Here is a 21,074-nt window from a genome sequence, read left to right as displayed (position 1 = left end):
TAACTCCTTCTACAACTTTTCGCTTTAACTATTCAATATTAAAGAAATGCTCATAAGCTTCAGTCGCTTTGATCACATTGTCTGATAACATTTCGAGTTCATAAATAATATCGTTTAAGGTTGAGGATGAACTAAGTGCACCATACATAATGTAATTGATTTCTCCATCTCCTGTTTTTTCAATTGCTATAGTTGATAAAGCAAATAGTTTTCTAGCAGACAGAATTTCTTCATTAAATGATGAAGGATTTTTGATTAGTGAAACAGGCCAAAGTAGTGCTTCTACAATAATTTGCTGATTTGAAACGCTTAAAAAAAGTGGTAAATCACCATAGTCATGCATAATGATATGTAAACAAGCATCGACACCATCAATTATTTCAATATTTGCAGAACCTTGTTTGATTAAATCAGTTTGATTTAATTCTTGGAAAAGGTCATTAATTTTCCAGATTTCTTTATTTTTCATTTCATTGTTTTCCTTCACATGGTACAAAAAAGATTTATTTTCAACAGCTGGTTGACGAAATTTTTTTTCGATTTCAAGTAACTCAGCAGTATTTTCAGGCAAAATCCAAACTTCTTTTTTTATCAACCCCTGTTCTCTTAAACGTTGTCGGTATTGTTGTTGATAAAATGCTGAGCTTTTAGCTTCTTTGGTTTTTTTCATAAATTTTGGTTATTCTTTAATTTTTTATACAACTTATATTAGCATAATTTTATCACATGTAAATATTACATGTGATATTTTTTATCAATTTATTGATGCTAATTTACTTTAATTTTAATAAAAAACTAAACACCTTTAGGGAGCTTTTATAGAAGGCTATAGAATAAATAACCCGCATGATGCGGGTTATTTATTTGAAAAAATGATATATCATTCTAGAAATCAACATCTAAACCTAATTGGAATGTTCTGCCTGGAGCAGTAAACATGTTTAGATATTTATGATCTGATGTGCTGTATAATTTATTATTACTTAGATAATCCCAATATTTTTGATCGGTAAGATTATAAACTCCACCATTCAATTTAACATTCTTAGTAATATTAATATAACCAGTTAAATCAATAATGCCATGACCGGCGATTCTAAAATAGTCATCTTTAGAATTAGGAAGTGGTCTACCATCATTACCATAAGATTCTCTAGATGTCGCTTCGGCTTTTTTACCTTTTTGGAATGTTGCTGTAACAGCCACACCATAAAATTTATTCGGATCATCCCACGCTAAACCGACAACACTTTTCATTGGTGCTATTGAATCCATTTCAATATATTTATCACCTAAATAGCTTGATTTTGATTTGCCTTGGTTATAACCAATTGCAAATTTAGCGCTTAAGCCATTAGCAGATTCTACCCATTTGCCGATATTGAATTCACTGCTCAATTCAGCACCATAGATGTATGCCTTATCACGATTTTCTGCTTGATAAACAATTCGGTTACCTGTTCCGACAAAGTTCTTTCTATAACGTGTATAAGCGATGAAATTTTTATATTTATTATAAAAAGCTGAAGATGTTAAAGTTACACCTGAAACAGGATGTCCTTTCAAACCTAATTCAAAATTGTCACTGGTTTCAGTATTAAGATTTGAATCACCAACAAGTACATACATATTGCTATGCGCTAAATAAGATCCATATAATTGGTTCTGATTTGGCATTTGTGCGGAACGTTTGTATTGTAAATAAGCAGTGAAGTCAGGATTAATATCATACATAAATGACATAGAAGGTAAAACTTGGAAATCACTATTACTACTGTATTGTTTACCTAACTGACTACCATTGATGTTTGTTACAGCCATATTTTCTAAATTACGAGGTTTAGTATTTTGGTAAATAACTCTAACACCAGGTACTAGATAGAAATTATTACTATCTTTAATATTAAAACTAATTCTGTCTTCGAGGAATCCCCCTAATTGATAACTTCGACTATCTGCTTGGGGTTTAGTGTAATCTCCGTCTGGAAATATTCTACCATTTTGAGATTGGGCTGAAGTAAAGAATGGTGATTCATCTTCACTCCATTTACCATTTAAACCAGCGCTAATTTTCTGATTTTCATAGTTTTTAACTAAAGTAGTAATAAAATTATAAGTTTTTGTATTGTAATTTGTTTGAGTATTAAAATTACCTTTAGTTGTATGTCTAATATCGGTACTATCATAGACATTGGTTCGTTGATAATTTAATTGAGTAGTTAAACTATCAATCCAGCTTATAGCAGTTGGTTTCCATTGATCTTTAATAGCAAGATTAAAGCGATTGTTTTTGCTTCTTTGATGATCAAGTGACTCAACTTTTTTACCGTATTTATCCCAAGTATCATAATGAGAATTTTTGGTTTTATTATTGTAATCAACTGTTGCATTAATTAAATGTTCTTCTGTCATTTGCCAGCCAAAACCAGCTAAAATCGAGTTAGAGTGCCAGTTTTCTGGATAACTACTTATTGAGTCTCCATTATTACGTGTTTGCTGGCCATCGCGTCGACTTAAAACCAAAATACCATTTAGATAATCATCACCACCAGCCATAGTTAAGCCCTGGTGGAAACTTCTATCTGAACTATCATAGTTATTTTGATAACCAAAGTAGGTCGTTTTACCCGGATAGAGGTAATAACTTGCCGATTTAGTTTGGAATGAAACTGAGCCACCTAGAGCATTATTTGCATTACTAACCGATGTCGCTCCTGATTGAATATCAACTTTATTGTACATATAGGTATCAATATAATCTCGGCCAATACCGTAAGATCCAAACCCAGCTCGTCCAACAGAGTTAACCCGACCCTGAGCTATTGGTAAAGGCATACCATCAATATCGATTGACACGCGGTTAGCATCTAAACCACGAATATTGTATCCAGTAAACCCACCACGGTCCCAACTACTTTTACCACTACCTGAACCTGAAATACTTCCTGGGGCAGAAATTAGAGGTTGATAACGCATTATAGTACCAAAATTAGTACCTCCATCACGGCGAATATCTTGCTCAGAAATTTCAGTATTCATTCCCGGATTTTTTGTTGCTTCATGAGCTGTTACAGTAATAGTATCAATGTCTTTTTCATCATTATGTTTATCAGTAGCGAAAGTAGGTAGTGCTAATGTTAAACCTATTGCTAATGAACTTGTCTTTTTTAAATATTTAAAATTCACATTTTTATCCTTTCAAACTTAATATGTTTAATGCGCGCATTTTTTGCTTCAATTAATAAAAATATTATTAAAATAGTTTATTCAGGGTAAAAGCTTTGGAATAGCAATTTTGCTGCTTCATCAACTCTTGGCCCGATTCCAAATAAGTAACTATCATCTATAACCGTAATACGATTATTTTTAAATGCACTTGTTTCAGTAATACCTGGAATAGTATTGACTTTGTCTAAACCACCTAATTGATCAATCGAATATTTATTTAAAATGATAACTTCAGGATTGATAGCTATAATTGATTCTGCAGTGTAACTTTTGAAGCTATTATGCGATGCCAAATTTTCACCACCAGCGATAGTAATTAATGCATCAATTGTAGTATTTTTACCTGCTACAGAATTGGAACCACTCATACTCATTAGGGATAAAACTTTTGTTTTTTGTGGGTGAGTTGCGATTTTGGCTTGAATGTCGGCAAGATTGGTTTTAATTCTATTGATTAATTTTTCGCCTTCTTCTTGTTTATTTAATTTAGATGCAATTTTATTGATATTTTCGTATAACAGTTCAATTGTACCAGGTACACGCCTTAATGCTAATACATCTACTTTTGACTCAGACACTTTTTCGATAACATTATCAGGTTCTACATCATTTAATGTTATAAACAAGGTTGGTCTAAGCGATAAAACACCTTCAATATTTAATAATTTCCAATAACCGATTTGTGGCAATTGTTTAACTTTCTCAGGATAACTGCTTGTTTTATCAACACCTACGACATCATCTCCAGCACCTAGTGCGAATACAATTTCAGTAAGAGATCCTCCAGCAATAACAATTCTTTCATTTGCTGAACTATAATTGAGAAGACTGTTGATACTAAATATTAGTAAAAATAGGCTAATCCTTTTTATAAAATTTTTCTTCATGATTTAATTTACCTACCATGGTTTTCAATTTTGGAAGAATAATATAGTGAAAATGATAACCATTATCAACATAAAATATTGGGGGATTTAATAGCAAAGCATTAGAAACTGATCAAGCATAAATGATAAATTAAAATTTATTTAAATAAATAATAATGTTATAACAAATTATTACAAAAATAATATATTGATATTTTGGGGGATATGAAAATTAGAATGATATCTTGTAGGGAAATTTTGGTACTTTTTATTTCTGTTTCAGTTTATTTAACTTAAATATAATTTTACTCATATTTTCATAGAGTAATTCTATTTTACCAGCTTCACATTTTGCACTTAATCATCAAGTTTTGATTGATTAAATAACTTAAGAAAATTATCGATTATGCTAAATATTATAAGGAATTAAGAAATAAAATTGATTTAAAATTACCGAAATATCAATAAAAGATAAGCGTTTATTTGGGGAAACAATAATGTTATCCATAGTAATTTCATCTTTAGCAAAATATGTAAATACAATTTGTATAAAGGTTCCACGAGTTACTAATCAATACAATAAATCGATCAGCATTATTAAAAAAAAGGTTTTTATTTGCTAATTTTTTATGAAAATACTAGCGTTTAGTTTGAAAACTGAGCATAAATTTTAAAAAATAATCAGATTTGAATAGATAAATAAGAAAATAATTAAAAAAATATTGATAAATGATAATAATTATTATTTAATTCACCGAGATTATTTTTATGAATGGATGTTATGAAATCATTTGATGTAAGTGCGTTTTACGCTTCAAACTCAGTTTTACCTTTTAAAGATCGTTGGGCAGTAATGCCTTTACAAGCAAGTTTACCAGTATCACCTCAAGAATTGGAACAACAATGGAGTATTGTTCAAAATTCAGATCTATCTGGACGAAAACGTCTAATTTATATACATATTCCTTTTTGTGATATTCATTGTCAATTTTGTGGGTTTTATCAAAATCCTTTGCGTAAATTTGATACCAACACTTATATTGATTACTTATTACAAGAGATATCCCTAGAAATTAGCAATAAAGCGATGCAGTCTGCGCCAATACATGCTATTTATTTTGGAGGTGGAACACCTTCAGCTTTAGCTGCAGGACAATTAGCTCGTGTAATAAATTATCTAAAAAAACATGCTCCTCTAGCACCTGACTGCGAAATTACTGTAGAAGGGCGAATTTCTGATTTCGATGAGGATAAAATTGATAGTTACATTGAGGCTGGGGCAAACCGTTTTTCGATAGGTATTCAGACCTTTAATACTGAAATTAGACAGCGATTAGGACGCCAGTCTTCTGAAAAAGAAATTATTAAAAGTTTTGAACGTATTGCTGCACGAGATAGTGTTGCTTTAGTTTGTGACCTTATGTTTGGATTACCTAATCAAACTCCAGTTACTTGGCAAAGAGATTTAGAAATTGCTGATCAATTGCCTCTCGACGGGGTTGATCTTTACTCCTTAAATCTTTTACCAACAACTCCATTAGCTAAAGGTGTTGAAAATAAAAGAATAGAGATTCCAACAGTAACTGATAAGTGCGATTTTTATCATCAAGGAGCTAAATATTTAGATAGACAGGGTTGGACTCATTTAACCAATGCTCATTGGGCAAAAACGAGTCGCGAACGGAATTTATACAATTTTTTAATCAAACAAGGCTCACACTTTTTTGGATTTGGTTCTTGTGCTGGTGGAAAGCTAGACGGGCAATCATATATGATCCATCGTGATTTAAATCAATATTATGCCTTATTAGATCAAGGTAAAAAGCCCCTAATGATGTTAACCGGTAAACCATTACTCGGTGACTGGCTGCATAAATTACAAGCAGGTATAGAAAAAGGGCGTGTTGATCTAACGCAACTTACCAATCAAGCTGAATTATTTGATCCATTAATCAAGCAATGGCATGAAGTAGGATTACTACAAAATGAAGATCGTTGTTTACGATTGACTTTATCGGGACGTTTTTGGTCAAGTAATATTGTACAAGCTTTGCAACAGCTTTTACTACAGCTTAATAATCCTGAGCATATCGAATTACAAAACAAGATGGCACAAGCTAGACAAGCCATGCAACAAGGTAATGGTATGCCTAAATCTCACCCACATATGCAAAACATCCAAGTAAAAACAGAAAATTAAAGGAAATTACTATGGCAGATAAACAAACCCTTTTAAATAGTCTTGCAACTTATATGCAATCTAACCCTGAAGAATTACTAGAGAAAATTGCCCAAGATCATAAAGTCACTATGACGCAAGTGATCCAAGCAATACCTGATGCAAAAATCGTAGATGGAAGTAACTTTGATACAATTTGGGAAGAAGTAACAACTTGGGGTGACGTATTGTTTTTAGTTCATACTGGTGACATTATTGCTGAAATTTCAGGTGAATTGCCTCCTGGAACTCATAGCCAAAAATACTTTAACTTACGCCATCAAAAAGGGTTAAGTGGTCACATAAAAGCAGAACATTGCCAATATATTGCATTTATTGAAAGAAAATTTATGAAAATGTCGACTGCTTCTATTATATTCCTTAATCATTTAGGTCAATCAATGTTTAAAATTTTTGTTGGGCGTGATGAAAAACATCAATTAAAAGCAGAACAACTTGAAAAATTTAGAGCTTTAGCAAAAAAAATCAATTAATTTTAAGAAACAATAAAATGAAAACAGTAATTATTTTTGGTGTAAGTTCAAAGCTAGGAACTGGTTATCAAGTATCTCAATTAATCAAACAATGCCACCCTGAGTGGCGTTGTATTGTATTAGTTCGTGATGCCGATTTTGCAAAACAATTATCTGAACAAGGTATTGAAACTCATGTTGGCGATGCAACTGACGTTGAATTAGTAAAACAGATATGTCAACAAAACGGTAGTGACGCGACAGTAATTTCAACTTTAGGTGGAGAAACGGGTAATTACATTGCTCAGCGCATTATCATTGATTGCGCAGAACAGGTTGGAATTAAACAAATGATATTAGTGACCTCGCTTGGTTGTGGTGATTCATGGTCAACATTATCCTTACGAGCTAAGCAAGCATTTGGTAATGCAGTTCGAGAAAAATCACTAGCTGAAGTTTGGTTACAAACCAGTTCATTAAATTATGTGATCTTAAGGCCAGGTGGTTTACGAGATGGAGAAATAACAAATAATGGTGAATGTTATTTCGCTAAAGAAGTTCATGGTTTTGTATATCGCAAAGAATTAGCCAAAATCATCATCGATAAAATAGCTAATCAACAATTTGATAATCGTGCATATAGTGTGGTTGACCCAAGCTTAACGGTTAGTTATTAGTATTAAATATATGAGGGTAGTCGGTGCGAAAATCTAGTCAACAAATATTGTTAGTGGGATTATTTGCTTTACTTTTAATTTTAATTGTCTATTCGGCAAACTCAGGAGCATTAAAACTTTCTTTTAATCAATTAATGAGTATGTCATTCAATGATCCTTTATGGAATATTTGGTTCAATATTCGATTACCTAGAATTATACTCGCAGTAGTAGTTGGTATGGCATTAGCTAGTGCTGGCGCTGTTATGCAAGGATTATTCAGAAACCCTTTAGCTGATCCTGGTTTATTAGGTATTAGTAGTGGTGCAAGCCTAATGGTAGGTATAACGATATTATTTCCTGCCGTTTTTCCTCCGATTATGATGCTTTACGGAAAAATGATTGCTGCATTTGCTGGTAGTTTATCTATCTGTATTCTTATATACCTCTATAGTCTTAATGAACAATGTAATTTAGCTAAAATGATTTTGTTAGGGGTCGCAATTAATGCCATCATTGGCTCAATATTGGGAGGACTCAGTTACATTAGTGATGAATCACAATTACGTCAACTTTCGTTATGGTCAATGGGACATTTAGGAAAAGGCTCTTGGGACTTGGTCATTGTATCCATTTCTTTAATTTTACCTACGTTATTATGTGTTATTAAACTTGCTCATCATCTCAACATATTACAGCTGGGGGATGAAGATGCTCATTATTTAGGTATCAATGTTGAACGCACTAAACGCTATCTATTATTACTTAGTGCTGTACTGATTGGTACTTCTGTTGCAGTGAGTGGCATTATTGCTTTTGTTGGATTAGTTGTACCTCACATGATTCGTTTACAAGTCGGTGCAAACCATAAATGGCTAATACCTGGCTCTGCATTAGGTGGTGCTTGTTTACTTTTATTAGCTGATACTTTAGCTAGAACATTAGTTGCTCCAACTGAAATTCCTGTCGGTCTTTTAACCAGCCTAATTGGTGGTCCGTATTTTCTTTGGCTTATTCTGAGACATAAATAACTGATGGAGATTTATTGTGTTAACCGCTAAAAATTTAACATTTGGTTATGGTCGTCGAATGATAATTAATGATGTATCTTTATCAATAAATTCAGGCGAAATTGTAATTATCATTGGTCCTAATGGCGCAGGTAAGTCCACTTTATTGCGTTTACTAACAGGTTATCAAAAACCATTATCAGGTGAATGTTATCTATTAGATAAACCATTATCACAGTGGCCACAAAAACAATTAGCAAAAATAAGAACAGTTATGCTTCAACAAAGCCAACTTACTTTTCCTTTTAAAGTAAAAGAAGTAATAGCAATGGGACGAGCTCCTTATGGCAAAATACATTTTGATGAATCAATTCACGAAGTGATGGTACAAACTGATTGTTTACAATTTGCTGACCGAGATTATAGAGGTTTATCCGGAGGAGAACAGCAAAGAGTCCAATTAGCTAGAGTCTTAGCTCAATTGTGGCAACCGCAATCTAATGAAAAATTATTATTTTTAGATGAACCTACCTCTGCACTTGATCTTTATCATCAACAACATACTTTAAGATTATTAAAGCAGTTAGCTATTAAACAGAAATTGGCTGTATGTTGCATCTTACATGATCTCAATTTAGCTGCTTTGTATGCTGATAAAATTATTCTTGTTAACCAAGGAAAAATTGTAGAACAAGGCGTACCATCCGAAGTATTAACTGTTGAAAATATCAATCGATGGTATGGTGTTGAATTAGGTGTTTATAATCACCCTAAACATTCATCAATACCTCAAATTTATTTAAATCCCTAAAGGATAAATCTAATATCATCCGCTCCATTTTCGTTCAAAATGAGTATATAATTAAGCAAACTTAACAATTGGGGCTGATGATGATTAACGAAAATAGTAATAATTCTATTCTGGTTTCAGATCTACTTGCAGCACACCCTGTCTTTAGTTGTCAATTGGATGGGAAGGGAAAAGCCAATCCTTTAAATGATAAAAGTGAAGCTTCAACTTCACAACCTTATTGGATACATCTTGATTTTGCTAAAAGCGAAACAATCAATTGGATTAACCAAACAAATTTAATTCCAGATCTTGTCAAAAATGAATTGATTAAACCCAATCAGTTTCCTAAAGAAATTCGCTTTGATACAGGCATTTTAGTCGTACTTAAAGGTGTTAATTTTACACCTAATGAGCTACCTGATCCTATTGTCACTTTCCGATTTTATATAACTGATAATTTTATAATATCAACTAGGCACCAAAAAATTGATGCCATCATCAAATTAAAAGAAAATTTAGAAAAAGGTATTGGCCCTGTAGATGTTGCTGATTGGCTAATTCAACTTTCTGAATTAATTTGTGATCAAGTTAATTTATCTTTTGATGGAGTTCACAATAAAATCATCAAATTGGAAGATCTATTATTAAATCAACGGATTTTTTCTCACAAGGAAATTGGAAGAGTTCGTAAACAACTTTTTATATTACGTCGTTTACTTTCCCCACAGCGCGATATATTTGTCAAAATTTCGACTGAAAGAATATCTTGGATTGATGACAATGATCGCCAGCGATTGCATGACATTTCTAGCCAACAAAATCACTATGTCTCTGAAATTGATAGTTGTTTGATTAGAATTGGTTCCGTTATGGAACAAATTAATAGCATTTTGGCCGAATCGACCAATAAACGTATTTATTTAATGTCCTTGTTTACCATCATTTTTACACCAATTACTTTTATCACTAGTTTGCTTGGTGTTAATTTGGCCGGCATTCCGTTCAATGAAAAAGAGTGGTCTTTTATAGGGTTAATATTCCTATTAATTCTGATCAGTATACTTTCAGTGGTATGGCTTAAGCTAAAAAAATGGTGGTAAAAAATTAAGCTTAAATATGAAAAAGGAAATATATTGATGTATTTTGATAAAATTATTAATAAAAAAGATATTGAATCATTATTTCAAAGTACAACTCAAACAATTATTCAAGCTTATTGGGAAGGAAATATCGGTTTTGCATATGCTGATGATTTATTGCGGCCTACATCAGTAGCAATTAATCTTGGTTGCTTCTTTTTTTTAGCAGGTCAACCGAATCAGGAAATGCTTCACTATATTCCAAAAGTATATAGTGATGATTATGCAATTCTTATCCCTATTGATAAAACCTGGCAAAATTTAATTGAAAATATATATCGCAACAATTATGAAAAAATTACACGTTATAGTTTTTATACTCCTACAGAATTTGATATTCAGAGACTACAATTAATTATCTCAAAATTACCTAAAAACTATCAATTAAAAGCTATTGATGAAAATTATTATCAGCAAATTCTCAATCTTGAATGGGCTAAAGACTTGTGTAAAAACTTTAACTCATACTTGGATTTTGAAAAATCAGGATTGGGATTTATTATTTTAAAAGATAATGTTATTGTTTCTGGTGCATCATCTTATTTAGCATATAATAATAGTATCGACATTGAAGTCGATACAATAGTTGAGGAAAGACGAAAAGGACTTGCATTGATTAGTTCGGCAAAGTTAATTTTAGCTTGCCTAGATCGTCAAATAACACCTAACTGGGATGCTCACAACAAGCCCTCTTTAAAGCTTGCTACTGAGTTGGGTTATATTTTAAATCAACCCTATAATGCTTATGTCGTTTGGAATTTATGATTAACACTAATTATTATGCAATCTAAAGAACCTTATCGTCTATTTATTGCCGAAAAACCGAGCTTAGCTAGAGCTATTGCTGATGTTTTGCCTAAACCCCACCAAAAGGGAAATGGATTTATCAAAGCCAGTAATGGTGATATTGTTAGCTGGTGTATTGGGCACTTATTAGAACAAGCAACACCTGAAATATATGATGAACGCTATAAAAAATGGGTTTTAGACGATCTACCCATTGTTCCTGCAAAATGGATATTGATACCCAAAAATAGTACCGAAAAACAATTTAACACCTTAGTTGAATTGATTAAATCAGCTGAACAAATTGTACATGCGGGTGATCCAGATAGAGAAGGGCAATTATTAGTTGATGAAGTACTTAACTATTGCCAGTTACCACCAGAAAAGCGGAAAACTATTCAACGTTGTTTAATCAGCGATTTGAATGCTAGTGCTGTTGAAAAATCACTTGAGCAATTACGTAGTAATCAAGATTTTATCCCATTATCTACTTCTGCTTTAGCAAGAGCAAGAGCTGATTGGTTATATGGGATGAATATGAGTCGTGTTTGTACTCTTGTGGGGCAACGAAGCGGTTATCGTGGTGTACTATCTATTGGGCGTGTACAAACGCCGATTTTAGGATTAGTAGTTAGACGAGATTTAGAGATAGCGCAGTTTGTTCCTAAACCATTTTATGAAGTTTATGCCATATTACAAACCAAGGATAACGAAACCTTCAAGGCCAAATGGCAACCAAGCGAGGCATGTGAACCTTATCAAGATGAAGAGGGCAGGGTTTTAGTTAAAGGTTTAGCAGAAAACGTTTGTCAACGAATTAAAGATCAGACAGGTACTATTGATAAAGTAAGTAATAAAAAGAAAGAACTTGCACCACCTATGCCATTTAATTTATCTGCTTTACAAATTGAAATGGCAAAACGAAATGGTCTAAGTGCACAAGATGTACTTGATATTTGCCAATCATTATATGAAAAACATAAATTAATTACCTATCCTCGTTCAGATTGCCGTTTTTTGCCGGAAGAGCACTTAACACAAATTAATGGTGTAAAATCTGCGATTGAAAACAATTGTTCTGCGTTACAATTTGCAATTAATAATGCTGATTTCACTTTACGTTCCAAAGCTTGGAATGATAAAAAAGTTGAGGCTCACCACGCTATTATTCCAACTTTGCGTAAAGTGAGAGCCGAAAGTTTATCTAGTAATGAGTTAGCCGTCTATCAAGTGATTGCTACACAATACTTAGCACAATTTTATCCAGCTTATAAATATGCTGAGTTACAGATTGATGTTGATATCAATGGTGGTAAATTTATCTCTAAAGCCAATCAAATGTTGGACGAAGGCTGGAAAGTACTGTTTAGAAGTAAAAATTATCAAGCAGAGAACGATACCGATAATAGTGAGAATAATGGTTTATTAACTAAGTTAGTTAAAAAAGGCGAATCAGTCCTATGTATTGATACCGAATTACTTAGTAAAGAAACTCAACCTCCAAGACCATTTACGGATGCGACTTTACTTTCTGCAATGACAGGTATAGCTAGATTTGTTAAAGATCCTGAGATAAAAAAAATATTACGCGAAACTGATGGATTAGGTACTGAGGCAACAAGAGCTGGTATTATTGAGCTTTTATTTAAACGTCAATTTTTAACGCGTCAAGGTAAATCAATTCGTTCAACGAAGGTAGGCCAAAATTTGATTTTATCATTACCGGAAAGTGTTTCAATGCCAGATATGACTGCACATTGGGAGTTACAGCTTGAGGAAATTAGTAAAAAAGAATTCAGTTATCAACAATTTATGTATCAATTAAATTCGTCTTTGCTTACATTAGTTGAACAGTTAAAAAATTCAAGATTGAAAATTCAATCATAAATTTCTATTAGCAAAAGGACATTAAATAGTTTTATTATTTATTGTCCTGTCTAATAATAAAATTTAAATAATGATTATTCTTCTAAATCCGTAGACTCTTTTTTGTCAATTTCTTTAGAGAGTGTATCAATTGGTCTATTTTCATCAAGGATTTTAGCAAATACTTTATTTGCTCTAATTAAAAATTGTCTATCCTTTAAAAGGATGCGGTAACTATTTAATCTTTTTAATGGTCCTTTAGCAAATTGCGCAATAATGATTATTAGAACAAAAATCGTCAATACAGAAATAATGACATTAATAATCCATTCTGATTTGAAAATAGTATGGAGATTATATATAACCATAAAAAAGGTAAATAGACTAACAGCAGCAGTTAAAATCACGTCTTTAATTAAAAAAGGTCTAAGAAATGTAATACGGTTTTTTTCAATACCGAAATATTGAGTTAATTGATTTAATTGACTCAATTCAATAACATTATGAATATCTGCATTAACAACAGAAATAGCAATTCTTTCTTTGTTAATATTGCCTGGTTTATAAAAACAAACTTTTTCCCAAATCAGTTTTTTCTTGATATTGTTTAAATAATCTTTTTGATAACTAGGTTGAGGTACTTTTTCTAATATATCTGTATATCTAATAATATTGTCAAAGTAATTATTAGGTGTGTTTCTTTTATAAATAAAGCCAATAATTGATAGAGCGAAGATAATAAATAAATTAAACCAATTATCTTGCAACAATTGAGTAATATCCATCCAATTTAACCAGTGTTGTTAACAATTGGTTAATTGTAACTGATATTATGTAAAACGGGTATTAATTCTACATTTCATCATCCTAGTAGTGGTGTTTTTAATCAATTGCAACTTTATTACAAGTAATCGGTTGACTTCTTGAATGCAAAAGCGTATAAAGTGCTCGCCTTTGAGCTTTTCTTACTTTTTTAACGATAAGAGATGGTTAAAAATGAGGTTTAAGAAAAGTTGAAATACAAAGTGATGAGTTCAATTTACAGGAGAAATATGGACAGTCAATCGGGTCACCCCAAACTATGGGGAGATAAATTCAAACACATCATTATCGGTTAATGAACCTGTCTAAATAGTTATTTTTTCAGTTCACAAGCCGAAATTGATAAAAACGGTAACGGTGAACGATATGCAGTTTTCTACACGCTATCACACAAATTCAAAATACCTTTGTGCTCATAAAGCACTTTTGCGAGTGTTATATCTGACAGATAAGCATTTAGAGCCACCTAGTTGTATCTAACTTTTAACTAATATTATTTTTAATATTTTTATTTCATGTTAAGCCTTAACTGCAATGGTTAGTTATTGCTTTACGTTTAAATTTTAGTCGATAAGAACTTAATAACTCCTAGTTTAACGTTAACTAAGAGTGGGTTCCTTTTGCCTGAAAAATAGATAGGTACAAACTATGATTAAAAAAACATCTCAAGTAAAGACAGATAATACTTTAAATATAAAAGCACTTGAAGAAGCTCAAAATAGCTTAGATAGCATTTTGTCTAAATTTCAATCAAGTCTTTCGGGGTTAACTCAAGAAAATGTAAAATCTCGATTGGAACAGTATGGTAAAAATGAAGTGGCTCGAGAAAAAGTGCCATCAGCTTTTGTCCAGTTACTTTTAGCTTTTAAGAACCCATTTATATTTGTACTATTAATATTAGCACTGGTAAGTTTTTTTACTGATTACTGGTTGCCATTACAAAACGGTGAAGAGACAGATCTAACTGGAATTATTATCATTTTAACCATGGTAACACTTAGTGGATTATTGCGTTTTTGGCAGGAGTTTCGTTCAAATAAAGCTGCTGAAGCATTAAAGTCAATGATCCGAACTACAGTCACAGTTCTACGTCGTCGTAATAAAAATATGCCAACTGAGCATATTGAAGTTCCTTTAAGCGATATCGTTCCTGGAGATATTGTGTTTTTATCAGCTGGGGACATGATTCCTGCCGATATTCGTTTAATCGAATCGCGAGATTTATTTGTGAGTCAAGCGGTGTTAACCGGTGAATCAATTCCAGTTGAAAAATATGACACCTTAGGCGCGGTATCGCAAAAAACGACAGAAGAGATAGATTCTTCAAAAATTGATAAGGACAATGTACTTGATGTAAACAATATTTGTTTTATGGGCACCAATGTAGTGAGTGGAACAGCTAAAGCTATTGTTGTTGCAACAGGTGCTGATACACATTTTGGTTCATTAGCAAAATCAATAGTGGGTTCAAGAGCCGAAACCTCATTTGATCGCGGTGTAAATAGCGTAAGTTGGTTATTAATTCGCTTTATGTTAGTGATGGTTCCGATTGTATTACTAATAAATGGATTTACCAAAGGCGATTGGGGGGAAGCAACATTATTTGCATTAGCTGTTGCTGTTGGTTTGACGCCTGAAATGTTACCGATGATTGTTAGTGCAAATCTAGCTAAAGGTGCTGTTGGCATGGCAAAACGAAAAGTTGTGGTAAAACGTTTGAATGCTATTCAAAACTTTGGCGCGATGGACATTTTATGTACTGATAAAACAGGTACTTTAACACAAGATAAAATCATTTTAGAACATCACTTAGACATTAATGGGCAGATTGATCCATCTGTTTTACAACTGGCCTGGCTCAATAGTTACTATCAAAGTGGAATGAAAAACTTGATGGATAAAGCGATCATCCGTTTTGCTGAAGAAAAAACCAGTGTTAAAAAAGTGGGTGTAGGTCTTTATAAAAAAATTGATGAATTACCATTTGATTTTGTTCGCCGTCGTTTATCGGTTGTTGTACAAGGCAATGATGAAAATCATTTAATGATATGTAAAGGCGCAGTTGAAGAAATGCTATCTATTTCAGATTTTGTTTATGAAAACGGCGAGTATTTACCGTTAGACGAAAATCGTAAACAAGCATTGATTGAACTTGCACACAATTATAATAAAGATGGATTTAGAGTGTTAGCAGTAGGTGTAAAAGATATTTCAGCATCACAAACTAAAGCTCAATATAGTGTCCAAGATGAAAAATCATTAGCTATTCGTGGTTTTTTGACTTTCTTAGATCCACCTAAAGAGAGTGCTTATGAAGCTATTTCTGCATTGAATGAACATGGTGTTGGCGTTAAAGTTCTAACTGGTGACAATGAAATCATCACGATTAAAGTATGCCGAGAAGTTGGCTTAGAACCGGGTATACCTTTACTTGGTAACGACATTGAAAAAATGAGTGACGCTGAGTTAAAAGAGCAAATTGAGCAACGCACTATTTTTGCTAAGTTGACTCCATTACAAAAATCTCGAATCATTAGATTGTTACAAAGTAATGGTCATACTGTTGGATTTTTAGGTGATGGTATTAATGATGCGCCAGCGTTGAGAGATGCAGATGTTGGTATTTCAGTGGACACCGCTACTGATATCGCTAAAGAATCAGCTGATATCATTTTGCTTGAAAAAAGCTTACTTGTATTAGAAGAAGGTGTAATTTGCGGACGCGAAACTTTCGGTAATATTATGAAATACCTAAATATGACCGCAAGTTCTAACTTTGGTAACATCTTCTCTGTATTAGTGGCTAGTGCATTTCTACCATTTTTACCAATGCTTGCGATTCATTTGCTTATCCAAAACTTATTATATGATATCTCACAATTATCATTACCTTGGGATAAGATGGATGAAGAGTTTTTACAAAAACCTCGTAAATGGGATGCACAAAATATTGGACGTTTTATGATCTGGATTGGACCAACATCCTCTATTTTTGACATAACAACATATGCATTGATGTGGTTTGTTTTTGGTGCTAATAGTGTTGCAGCTGAATCATTGTTTCACTCAGGTTGGTTTATCGAAGGATTGTTATCACAAACTTTAGTTGTACATATGCTAAGGACTCAGAAAATACCATTTATACAAAGTACCGCGGCATTCCCAGTAATAGTAATGACTATGCTAATTATGGCGGTGGGTATTTATATTCCTTTTTCACCAATAGGTAGCCTAATTGGTCTTCAACCATTACCATGGTCCTATTTTCCATGGTTAGTTGCAACATTATTAAGTTACTGTGTGGTTGCTCAAATAATGAAAAGGATTTACATAAAACGCTTTGGACAATGGTTCTAAAATAACAAAATTGATGTAAGTGACGATGTTGCTTACATCATTAACTAAAGAAGTATAAGTATTGAACTAGTGTGTTATAGTAGTGATGAGTACACATTTGATAAATATAATTGATAATAATATTTGTATAAATAATCGAGCTTTTTAGAAATGTTTTTAAGGAGCCTATAAATAACAATAAGAGGAGTAAAAAATGAAAACCCCACACAAAAATTTAATTACACTAATCAAACATCGCAAACTGAAAAAAGAAAAAGAAAAAGTTAATAAATAACTTTCTATAAATGATTTGCAAAAAATTGCTATAAAATTAAACCCCACAGCTTGGGGTTTTATAACACAATAAAGCTTTATAAGCTTATATTTGATGAGTTATTTAGAAGCTTTTTTCAAAATTTCGTAAAGTTCATCTTTTAATTTTAGCTTCAGTTTTTTTAGACTTTCAATCGTTTCCGAAGTATCAATTGCAATACCAGACTCGATATTTTTAATTTTTTGATCGAGCTCATTGTGCTCATCAAATAATTTTTGGAAATGTAAATCTGAGCTTTTTAGTTTAGAGATTAAATCACGGTATTCTGGAAACATACAGCCTCCTTATAAGATTAATTAAAATAATAGCAGTTAACAATAATTCAGCTTACAATATTCTCAATTGTTTTAATAGCAATTTTTGAATGGGAGATGTCTATGAATGAAAAGATCGTTATTGCAAAAAGTGAAGGTAATGATTTATACATCCTTGCATCGTTGGCTAATCGCCATGGTTTAATTACCGGTGCAACAGGTACAGGTAAGACCGTAACCCTACAAAAGATGGCGGAAAAATTCTCGCAGATTGGTGTATCCGTGTTTCTTGCTGATGTAAAAGGTGATTTGACCGGTTTAGGGGAGAATGGCCTATTATCTGAAAAATTAAAAGCACGGCTAGAAAGTATTGGTGTAAAAGATTGGCTTCCTAATTCTTCTCCTTTAGAAATATGGGATGTATTTGGTGAAAATGGTATTCCCGTTCGCAGTACAGTTTCCGATATAGGTCCTATATTATTAGGTCGATTATTAAATCTCAATGACATTCAATCTGGCGTTCTACAATTAGTTTTTAAAATTGCCGATGATAATGGATTATTATTACTAGACTTTAAGGATTTAAGAACATTCATCCAATTTATTGGTGATAACGCTAAAAAATTTACTACCCAATATGGCAATATAAGTTTATCAACTATTGGTGCTATTCAACGTGGATTGCTTACTTTAGAACAGCAAGGTGCTGAATTCTTTCTAGGTGAGCCGATGTTTGATATACATGATTTAATGCAAACTAATGTTGATGGTCGTGGTGTTATTAATATTTTATCTGCCAGTAAATTATATAATTCACCAAAATTATATTCAGTATTTTTACTTTGGTTATTATCAGAACTATTCGAGCATTTACCAGAAGTAGGTGACCTTGATAAACCAAAACTTGTATTTTTCTTTGACGAAGCACATTTACTTTTTAATGATATTTCTCCCGCATTATTAGAAAAAATTGAACAAGTTGTTCGCCTTATTCGCTCTAAAGGAGTGGGGATTTATTTTGCTACGCAAAGCCCAGCCGATATTCCAGAAACTATCCTTGGTCAATTGGGTAATCGAGTGCAGCACGCATTACGAGCATTTACACCTAAAGATCAAAAAGCAGTTAAAGTTGCAGCCCAAACCATGCGAGCTAACCCAAATTTTAACACTGAAAAAGCTATTATGGAGCTTGGTGTAGGAGAGGCTTTAATTTCATTTCTAGATGAAAAGGGGCGCCCTAATATTGTTCAACGAGGAATGATAATAGCGCCAGAATCAAAAATGGGACCTATGGATATAGAAAAACAGTTGACGATTATTCAAAAATCTCGCTTTTATGATAAATATTCAAAAACCATCGATCGAGAATCAGCCTACGAAAAACTTAAACAGGGTTTTAGTATAGATACTGAAAATAGTCAAAATTCAATAGAAACTGATTCCAATCAGAATTCATCTGATAAAGAGGAACATGGTGGTATAATGGACTTTTTAAGTTCACTTATTTTTGGTAGAACCGGCCCAAAAGGTGGACAGCATGACGGTATCGTTCAAAGTGTTGCTAAAAGTGCGACTAGACAGATGGTAAATCAAATTGGAAGACAAATTACTCGAGGAATCTTGGGTGGTTTCAAAAAATAGGTTAGATTAAAACCAATAAACTACAAAAAGGAGTTATAGATGTTAAAATTGTTTATTGAATGGTACAAAAAACGCTTTAGCGATCCTCATGTGGTTTCGTTAATGATTGTTATCATTGTTTTATTTTTTATCATCTATTTTTTCAATAAAATTTTACTGCCTATTTTGATTGCTATTGTTTTATCTTATCTACTAGATAGACCGGTTAAGTATTTACAACAAAAGAGAGTTCCTCACACATTAGCTGTTGTTATTGTACTATTTGTATTTATGTTTGTCGGCTTAACCGGAATTATGATTTTGTTACCATTGATTTGGCAACAAGGTGTTAGTTTAATAACAAATATCCCAAATATGTTGAATTTTGTAAATAAATTCATCACATCATTGCCCGAACATTATCCGGAGCTTATCGATGTTGGTCTATTTGACTCAATACTCCAAGGTATAACTAATAAAGTTATGCAAACAGGTAACTCATTGCTCCAGTTTTCAATTAGCTCACTGTTTAGCTTAGTCTCTGTTGCTATAAATGCGGTATTAGTTCCGATTATTATGTTTTTCTTATTGAAAGATAAATCTAAGATATGGGGATATTGTTCGAAAATATTACCAAAAAATCGAACAATATTAAACAAAGTAGCTACAGAGATGGATCAACAAATATCTAATTACATAGTCGGTAATGTTTTACACATCATTATTTTAACTGCCTGTGTCTATATTCCATTTTGGTATTTTGGTTTAGATTATGGATTATTGTTAGCAGTGTTAGTTGGTGTTTCAGTACTTATTCCTTACATTGGTATTATTATTTCAAGTATCCCTATTGTCCTAATTGCACTTTTCCAATGGGGGGTAACTGCACAATTTGGATATTTAATGTTCTTTTATATCCTTATTCAGGCTCTTGATGGCAATTTATTGGTTCCTTATCTTTTCTCTGAAAAACTTAACTTGCATCCTTTAGTGATTATTGTAGCTGTTATCATTTTTGGCGGGTTATGGGGATTTTGGGGCGTATTTTTTGCTATACCGTTAGCAACTTTAGTTAAAGCGATTATAAATGCTTGGCCAAATCTTGAAGAGATTAATAATATTAAAAGTGAAAAAAAAGCAGATTAATGAAAATATAATCTGCTTTAATTAGAAGTGTTAACTATGGTTCTTAAGATAATCTAAAACCACAGTGTGATGGTTGGTCGTTTTGAAGTCATCAAAGACTTTCTCGATCTTACCATCTTTACCAATAAAAAAGCTTATACGATGGATACCGTCATAAGTTTTTCCCATAAACTCTTTTTCGCCCCAAACACCAAACGCTTCAGAGGTTTTATGATCCTCATCTGAAAGTAGAGTAAAATTCAACAATTCTTTATCAACAAAACGCGATAGCTTTTCAGGTTTATCCGTACTAATACCAATAACAACTACATTATATTTCTTAAAATCGTCAGCACTGTCTCGTAAATTGCAAGCTTGTACTGTACAACCAGGAGTCATCGCTTTCGGATAGAAATAGAGCAAAATACGCTGACCTTTGAAATCTTTTGAACTAATTAGCTCACCATCCTGATCAGGCAGAGAAAATTGAGGTGCTTTTTCACCTTCTTTTAAAGGATTAACCATAAATTTATTACCTATGTTAATAG

17 protein-coding genes are annotated in these 21,074 nt (G+C 32.4%); 11 read left to right on the top strand and 6 right to left on the bottom strand.

Going from position 1 to position 21,074, the window contains the following annotated elements:
• Positions 1-28: 28 nt before the first annotated feature.
• From J3U18_RS07315 to J3U18_RS07305, 3 genes are all read right to left on the bottom strand, one after another.
• Positions 29-670, bottom strand: a complete 642-nt coding sequence (locus tag J3U18_RS07315; RefSeq protein WP_267338537.1) for a YjfI family protein — start codon at positions 668-670, stop codon at positions 29-31.
• 215 nt (positions 671-885) lie between these two features.
• Entirely contained in the window at positions 886-3,186 is a 2,301-nt protein-coding gene (locus J3U18_RS07310; protein ID WP_267353408.1) for a TonB-dependent receptor domain-containing protein, read from the bottom strand.
• A 77-nt stretch (positions 3,187-3,263) separates the two neighbouring features.
• The gene (locus tag J3U18_RS07305; RefSeq protein ID WP_267353407.1) at positions 3,264-4,115 is read right to left on the bottom strand and encodes a heme/hemin ABC transporter substrate-binding protein; all 852 of its coding nucleotides are present in this window, start codon (positions 4,113-4,115) and stop codon (positions 3,264-3,266) included.
• Positions 4,116-4,866: 751 nt separating this feature from the next.
• Here J3U18_RS07305 and hutW point away from each other — a divergent pair.
• The 8 genes from hutW (at position 4,867) to J3U18_RS07265 (ending at position 13,056) form a co-directional block, all read left to right on the top strand.
• On the top strand, positions 4,867-6,294 hold the full coding sequence (gene hutW / locus J3U18_RS07300; protein WP_416380390.1) for a heme anaerobic degradation radical SAM methyltransferase ChuW/HutW: 1,428 nt from the start codon (positions 4,867-4,869) through the stop codon (positions 6,292-6,294).
• Positions 6,295-6,305: 11 nt separating this feature from the next.
• Entirely contained in the window at positions 6,306-6,806 is a 501-nt protein-coding gene (gene hutX / locus J3U18_RS07295) for a heme utilization cystosolic carrier protein HutX (RefSeq protein WP_065562481.1), read from the top strand.
• A 17-nt stretch (positions 6,807-6,823) separates the two neighbouring features.
• Positions 6,824-7,462, top strand: coding sequence for an NAD(P)H-binding protein (locus J3U18_RS07290; RefSeq protein ID WP_267332030.1), 639 nt, complete (start codon positions 6,824-6,826; stop codon positions 7,460-7,462).
• A gap of 23 nt (positions 7,463-7,485) precedes the next feature.
• Positions 7,486-8,472: a FecCD family ABC transporter permease gene (locus tag J3U18_RS07285; RefSeq protein ID WP_141673919.1), complete on the top strand. Its 987-nt coding sequence runs from the start codon at positions 7,486-7,488 to the stop codon at positions 8,470-8,472.
• A gap of 16 nt (positions 8,473-8,488) precedes the next feature.
• A complete protein-coding gene (locus tag J3U18_RS07280; protein WP_218058400.1) occupies positions 8,489-9,262 on the top strand; it encodes a heme ABC transporter ATP-binding protein in 774 nt (257 codons plus the stop codon).
• A gap of 80 nt (positions 9,263-9,342) precedes the next feature.
• Positions 9,343-10,344: a zinc transporter ZntB gene (gene zntB, locus J3U18_RS07275; protein WP_267353405.1), complete on the top strand. Its 1,002-nt coding sequence runs from the start codon at positions 9,343-9,345 to the stop codon at positions 10,342-10,344.
• A gap of 36 nt (positions 10,345-10,380) precedes the next feature.
• Entirely contained in the window at positions 10,381-11,148 is a 768-nt protein-coding gene (locus J3U18_RS07270; protein ID WP_267353404.1) for a GNAT family N-acetyltransferase, read from the top strand.
• Positions 11,149-11,163: 15 nt separating this feature from the next.
• A complete protein-coding gene (locus J3U18_RS07265; RefSeq protein WP_267332028.1) occupies positions 11,164-13,056 on the top strand; it encodes a DNA topoisomerase III in 1,893 nt (630 codons plus the stop codon).
• 74 nt (positions 13,057-13,130) lie between these two features.
• Here the strand turns inward: J3U18_RS07265 and J3U18_RS07260 are convergent, their stop codons facing one another.
• Complete coding sequence (locus J3U18_RS07260; protein ID WP_065734203.1) at positions 13,131-13,820, bottom strand: hypothetical protein; 690 nt, start codon at positions 13,818-13,820, stop codon at positions 13,131-13,133.
• Between the two features lie 685 nt (positions 13,821-14,505).
• Here J3U18_RS07260 and mgtA point away from each other — a divergent pair.
• Positions 14,506-17,214, top strand: coding sequence for a magnesium-translocating P-type ATPase (mgtA, locus tag J3U18_RS07255; protein ID WP_267353402.1), 2,709 nt, complete (start codon positions 14,506-14,508; stop codon positions 17,212-17,214).
• Between the two features lie 372 nt (positions 17,215-17,586).
• Here mgtA and J3U18_RS07250 read toward each other — a convergent pair whose 3' ends face one another.
• Complete coding sequence (locus tag J3U18_RS07250; protein WP_267353400.1) at positions 17,587-17,802, bottom strand: YdcH family protein; 216 nt, start codon at positions 17,800-17,802, stop codon at positions 17,587-17,589.
• Between the two features lie 102 nt (positions 17,803-17,904).
• Between J3U18_RS07250 and J3U18_RS07245 the strand changes: the two genes are divergently transcribed.
• On the top strand, positions 17,905-19,422 hold the full coding sequence (locus tag J3U18_RS07245; protein WP_267353398.1) for a helicase HerA-like C-terminal domain-containing protein: 1,518 nt from the start codon (positions 17,905-17,907) through the stop codon (positions 19,420-19,422).
• 39 nt (positions 19,423-19,461) lie between these two features.
• Positions 19,462-20,547, top strand: a complete 1,086-nt coding sequence (locus J3U18_RS07240; protein WP_065562490.1) for an AI-2E family transporter — start codon at positions 19,462-19,464, stop codon at positions 20,545-20,547.
• Between the two features lie 30 nt (positions 20,548-20,577).
• Here the strand turns inward: J3U18_RS07240 and bcp are convergent, their stop codons facing one another.
• Positions 20,578-21,051 (bottom strand): thioredoxin-dependent thiol peroxidase, encoded by a 474-nt coding sequence (bcp, locus tag J3U18_RS07235; RefSeq protein WP_267353397.1) that lies wholly within the window; start codon positions 21,049-21,051, stop codon positions 20,578-20,580.
• Positions 21,052-21,074 lie beyond the last annotated feature (23 nt).

Origin of the sequence: Gilliamella sp. B3482 (assembly GCF_026536805.1) — a bacterium.
Lineage (GTDB): Bacteria > Pseudomonadota > Gammaproteobacteria > Enterobacterales > Orbaceae > Gilliamella > Gilliamella apicola_E.
The sequence above is the reverse complement of the archived record's forward strand: the minus strand, read 5'-3'. Positions and strand labels throughout refer to the sequence as shown.

Excerpts from the sequence above, each read along its gene's own strand:
- J3U18_RS07315 (WP_267338537.1), bottom strand. The coding sequence starts at position 670 with ATGAAAAAAACCAAAGAAGCTAAAAGCTCAGCATTTTATCAACAACAA.
- J3U18_RS07305 (WP_267353407.1), bottom strand. The coding sequence starts at position 4,115 with ATGAAGAAAAATTTTATAAAAAGGATTAGCCTATTTTTACTAATATTT.
- hutW (WP_416380390.1), top strand. The coding sequence starts at position 4,867 with ATGGATGTTATGAAATCATTTGATGTAAGTGCGTTTTACGCTTCAAAC.
- hutX (WP_065562481.1), top strand. The coding sequence starts at position 6,306 with ATGGCAGATAAACAAACCCTTTTAAATAGTCTTGCAACTTATATGCAA.
- J3U18_RS07290 (WP_267332030.1), top strand. The coding sequence starts at position 6,824 with ATGAAAACAGTAATTATTTTTGGTGTAAGTTCAAAGCTAGGAACTGGT.
- zntB (WP_267353405.1), top strand. The coding sequence starts at position 9,343 with ATGATTAACGAAAATAGTAATAATTCTATTCTGGTTTCAGATCTACTT.
- J3U18_RS07270 (WP_267353404.1), top strand. The coding sequence starts at position 10,381 with ATGTATTTTGATAAAATTATTAATAAAAAAGATATTGAATCATTATTT.
- J3U18_RS07265 (WP_267332028.1), top strand. The coding sequence starts at position 11,164 with ATGCAATCTAAAGAACCTTATCGTCTATTTATTGCCGAAAAACCGAGC.
- J3U18_RS07260 (WP_065734203.1), bottom strand. The coding sequence starts at position 13,820 with ATGGATATTACTCAATTGTTGCAAGATAATTGGTTTAATTTATTTATT.
- mgtA (WP_267353402.1), top strand. The coding sequence starts at position 14,506 with ATGATTAAAAAAACATCTCAAGTAAAGACAGATAATACTTTAAATATA.
- J3U18_RS07250 (WP_267353400.1), bottom strand. The coding sequence starts at position 17,802 with ATGTTTCCAGAATACCGTGATTTAATCTCTAAACTAAAAAGCTCAGAT.
- J3U18_RS07245 (WP_267353398.1), top strand. The coding sequence starts at position 17,905 with ATGAATGAAAAGATCGTTATTGCAAAAAGTGAAGGTAATGATTTATAC.
- J3U18_RS07240 (WP_065562490.1), top strand. The coding sequence starts at position 19,462 with ATGTTAAAATTGTTTATTGAATGGTACAAAAAACGCTTTAGCGATCCT.
- bcp (WP_267353397.1), bottom strand. The coding sequence starts at position 21,051 with ATGGTTAATCCTTTAAAAGAAGGTGAAAAAGCACCTCAATTTTCTCTG.